General features: G+C 59.5%; 3 protein-coding genes. 1 reads left to right on the top strand and 2 read right to left on the bottom strand.

What is annotated here, in order from left to right; genetic code table 11:
- Positions 1-63: 63 nt before the first annotated feature.
- Positions 64-1,116 carry an erythrose-4-phosphate dehydrogenase gene (gene epd / locus ACIP66_RS28145; protein ID WP_053124623.1) on the bottom strand — a complete coding sequence of 351 codons (1,053 nt, stop codon included), beginning with the start codon at positions 1,114-1,116 and terminating at the stop codon, positions 64-66.
- A 160-nt stretch (positions 1,117-1,276) separates the two neighbouring features.
- Positions 1,277-3,274 carry a transketolase gene (tkt, locus tag ACIP66_RS28140; protein ID WP_053124625.1) on the bottom strand — a complete coding sequence of 666 codons (1,998 nt, stop codon included), beginning with the start codon at positions 3,272-3,274 and terminating at the stop codon, positions 1,277-1,279.
- 283 nt (positions 3,275-3,557) lie between these two features.
- Between tkt and ACIP66_RS28135 the strand changes: the two genes are divergently transcribed.
- The coding region (locus tag ACIP66_RS28135; protein WP_400652498.1) for an ArsR/SmtB family transcription factor at positions 3,558-4,549 on the top strand (992 nt) is incomplete at its 3' end.

Genomic DNA, 4,549 nt, shown 5'->3' with positions numbered 1-4,549 from the left:
CAATACGCGCTTACCTTGCTGATCGAGGTCGGACATCTTCAACACGGTCATGGGTCGCACTTCCTACGGTTTTTTTGAAATGGCTGTTTGCAGATAGTGTTCTGCAACGTCCAGCATTCGGTTGGCAAAACCCCATTCGTTGTCGAACCAGGCCAGGATGTTCACCAGTTTTGGGCCGGAAACACGGGTCTGACTGGCATCGACGATGGCCGAATGTGGGTCATGGTTGAAATCACAACTGGCGTGCGGCAACTCGGTATAGGCGAGCAGGCCTTTGAGCGGGCCACTGGTGGCGGCCTCGCGCAGGATCCGGTTGACCTCATTGGCGTCGGTCGCGGTGGCGGTCTGCATCGTGATGTCGAGGCAGGACACGTTGACCGTCGGCACGCGTACGGCTTTGGCTTGAATTCGCCCGGCAAGTTCCGGCAGCAGACGCTCGATCCCGCGAGCCAGACCAGTGGACACCGGGATCACCGACTGGAACGCCGAGCGCGTGCGGCGCAGGTCTTCGTGGTGATAGGCGTCGATCACTGGCTGATCGTTCATCGCCGAGTGAATGGTGGTGATCGACACGTAATCGAGGCCGATGGCCTTGTCGAGCAGACGCAACAGCGGCACGCCGCAGTTGGTGGTGCAGGAGGCGTTGGACACCAGCAGTTCGTCGCCGGTCAGGCAATCCTGATTGACGCCGTAAACGATGGTGGCGTCGACATCCGCCTCGCTGGCCATCGGCTGCGAGAACAACACGCGTGGCGCGCCGGCGTCGAGAAAGCGCTGGCCGTCTTCGCGGGTGTTGTAGGCACCGGAACACTCAAGCACCAGATCGACGCCAAGCGACGCCCAATCGATACCTTCGGGGGTGGCACTGCGCAGAACCTTCACGCAGTCGCCATTAATATAGAGACAATCGCCTTCTACTCGCACCTCGCCCGGAAAGCGGCCGTGGGTGGAGTCGAAGCGTGTCAGGTATTCGATGCTGGCCATGTCCGCCAGATCGTTGATCGCGACAATTTCAAACCCGGCTTTCTCGCCTCGCTCAAACAACGCACGCAAGACGCAACGACCAATCCGGCCGTAGCCGTTGAGTGCAACTTTGTAAGGACGCGGTTGAGGCATGGGGTTCTCGATAGTATTCGCTACAACACAACCCCCTGTAGGAGCTGCCGGAGGCTGCGAACTTTTGATCCTGTTTTTTTTAGATCAAGATCAAAAGATCGCAGCCTCCGGCAGCTCCTACAGGGGAATGCGGTGGCTGGGGCCACCGCATTCGTACTGCTTAGTCTTCCAGCAGTTCTTCAGCCTGACCCAGGATGTTTTCCAGGGTGAAGCCGAACTCTTCGAACAGTGCCGAAGCCGGAGCCGATTCGCCGTAAGTGGTCATGCCGATCACGCGACCTTCCAGACCCACGTACTTGAACCAGAAGTCAGCGTGCGCCGCTTCGATCGCGATACGCGCGCCAACCTGCAACGGCAGAACGTCCTGCTTGTAGCCCGCGTCCTGAGCATCGAACACGCTGGTGCACGGCATCGAAACCACGCGCACCTTGCGGCCCTGTTCGGTCAGCTTGTCGTAAGCCTGAACCGCCAGACCCACTTCCGAACCGGTCGAAATCAGGATCAGCTCAGGCTCGCCTGCGCAGTCCTTCAGTACATAACCGCCACGGCTGATGGCGGCGATCTGGCCAGCATCGCGTTCCTGGTGTTGCAGGTTCTGACGCGAGAAGATCAGCGCCGAAGGGCCGTCCTTGCGCTCCAGCGCATTTTTCCAGGCCACGGCCGATTCAACGGCATCGGCTGGACGCCAGGTGTCGAGGTTCGGTGTGGTACGCAGGCTGGTCAGTTGCTCGATCGGCTGGTGCGTCGGGCCGTCTTCGCCCAGACCAATGGAGTCGTGGGTGTAGACGTGGATGACTTGCTTCTTCATCAGCGCGGACATGCGCACGGCGTTGCGGGCGTATTCCATGAACATCAGGAAGGTCGCGCCGTAAGGCACCAGGCCGCCATGCAGGGTCACGCCGTTCATGATCGCGGTCATGCCGAATTCGCGCACGCCGTAGTACATGTAGTTGCCGCTGGCATCTTCAGCGCTGACGCCTTTGCAACCTTTCCACAGGGTCAGGTTGGAACCGGCCAGGTCAGCGGAGCCGCCAAGCAGTTCCGGCAGCAATGGGCCGAACGCGTTCAAGGTGTTCTGGCTGGCTTTACGGCTGGCGATGGTTTCGCCTTTGGCCGCAACTTCAGCGATGTAGGCCGAAGCTTTTTCGGAGAAGTCAGCCGGCAGCTCACCGCTCAAGCGACGGATCAGTTCGTTGGCTTCGGTCGGGAACGCAGCGGAGTAAGCAGCGAAACGCTGATCCCACTCGGCTTCGGCCGCACGACCTTTCTCCTTGGCATCCCACTCGGCATAGATGTCGGCCGGGATTTCGAACGGGCCGTAGTTCCAGTTCAGCGCCTTGCGGGTCAGAGCGATTTCCGCGTCACCCAATGGGGCGCCGTGGCAGTCTTCTTTGCCCTGCTTGTTCGGCGAACCGAAACCAATGGTGGTCTTGCAGCAGATCAGGGTCGGCTGCGCGCTCTTGCGAGCGGTTTCGATGGCAGTCTTGATCTCTTCCGGGTCGTGACCGTCAACGTTGCGGATCACTTGCCAGTTGTAGGCTTCGAAACGCTTCGGGGTGTCATCGGTGAACCAGCCTTCGACTTCGCCGTCGATGGAGATGCCGTTGTCATCGTAGAAAGCGATCAGCTTGCCCAGGCCCAACGTACCGGCCAGGGAAGCGACTTCATGGGAAATGCCTTCCATCATGCAGCCATCACCCAGGAACACGTAGGTGTGGTGGTCGACGATGTCGTGGCCAGGACGGTTGAACTGCGCGCCCAGGACTTTTTCAGCCAGGGCGAAACCGACGGCGTTGGCCAGACCCTGACCCAACGGGCCAGTGGTGGTTTCAACGCCCGGGGTGTAACCGAATTCCGGGTGGCCCGGGGTGCGGCTGTGCAATTGACGGAACTGCTTGAGGTCGTCGATCGACAGGTCGTAACCGGTCAGGTGCAGCAGCGAGTAGATCAACATCGAGCCGTGGCCGTTGGACAGCACGAAGCGGTCACGGTCGGCGAACGATGGATTGCTCGGGTTGTGCTTGAGGTAGTCGCGCCAAAGCACTTCGGCGATATCTGCCATACCCATAGGTGCACCGGGATGGCCGCTGTTGGCTTTTTGCACGGCATCCATGCTGAGGGCACGAATGGCGTTGGCACGCTCACGACGGCTAGGCATCGCTGATCTCCTGGGGTTCTGAAACTAAGGGTGAATAATCGGAACGGAAAAAAGGCGAGCATTTTCCCTCACCGGGACGCCTCGGGGCAATGATAGATAGTCATCGGCAGGCGTTTTTCCCATGCTTAACGGCGGTTTCGGCTGGTGAAACCTTTCCGCTGTTCGTTTGTAGAGTGAACCGCTTGGTTAGAAGTGCAATAAAAAGCGCCATTGATCGAGCAATATCAAAACTTTTTGATATTGCCCTTGCGAGGAATTCTCACCGTCACTAGACTGCGGCCCTATGAATTTACGCGTGCCTTCCATTCGCCATGACGATTGCGACGAGCTGGCGGCCCTGTGCAAGGCCGGCGGCGATCCGTTGCGGCTGAATGTATTACGCGCGCTGGCCAACGATTCGTTCGGCGTACTGGAGCTGGCGCAGATTTTCGGCATCGGTCAGTCCGGCATGAGCCATCACCTTAAAGTGTTGGCGCAGGCCGATCTGGTGGCAACGCGCCGCGAAGGCAACGCGATTTTTTATCGCCGCGCCCTGCCCCACACCGAATTGCTTGGCGGCAAATTGCACGCGGCATTGTTAGAAGAAGTCGACAACCTCGATCTGCCTGACGACGTGCAAGCGCGCATCGAGCAGGTTCACGGCCAACGCGCCGCAGCCAGTCAGGACTTTTTCGCTCGGGTCGCGGAGAAATTTCGCGCCCAGCAAGACTTGATCGCCGGCCTGCCGCAGTACCGCGACAGCGTGCTGGCCCTGCTCGACAAACTGAACTTCAATGGTGCGGCCACGGCCATTGAAGTCGGCCCCGGCGATGGTGCTTTTCTGCCGGAACTGGCGCGTCGCTTCGGCACTGTAACCGCGCTGGACAACAGCCCGGCGATGCTCGAACTGGCGCGTCAGGTATGCGAACGTGAACAGCTGGCTAACGTCAGCCTGCAATTGGCCGATGCATTGAACGGCACAAGCCTTCAAGCCGATTGCGTTGTACTGAATATGGTCTTGCACCATTTCGCCGCGCCGGCCGATGCGCTCAAGCACATGGCCGACCTGCTGCAACCGGGCGGTAGTCTGCTCGTGACAGAGTTATGTAGCCACAACCAGAGTTGGGCCAGGGAGGCCTGCGGTGAACTATGGTTGGGGTTTGAACAGGACGATTTGGCCCGTTGGGCCACCGCTGCGGGACTCGTTCCCGGGGAAAGCCTCTATGTGGGCTTACGTAATGGTTTCCAGATCCAGGTTCGCCACTTTCAGCGACCGGCTGGCGACACTCACCATCC

The organism is Pseudomonas sp. NPDC088429, from assembly GCF_044753305.1.
Taxonomy (GTDB): Bacteria; Pseudomonadota; Gammaproteobacteria; order Pseudomonadales; family Pseudomonadaceae; genus Aquipseudomonas; species Aquipseudomonas rustica.
Note: the sequence above shows the minus strand (reverse complement) of the source record. Positions and strands in the feature narration are given on the sequence as shown.

What these genes read in the sequence shown, in the direction of transcription:
- epd (WP_053124623.1), bottom strand. Translation starts at nt 1,116, where the DNA reads ATGCCTCAACCGCGTCCTTACAAAGTTGCACTCAACGGCTACGGCCGG.
- tkt (WP_053124625.1), bottom strand. Translation starts at nt 3,274, where the DNA reads ATGCCTAGCCGTCGTGAGCGTGCCAACGCCATTCGTGCCCTCAGCATG.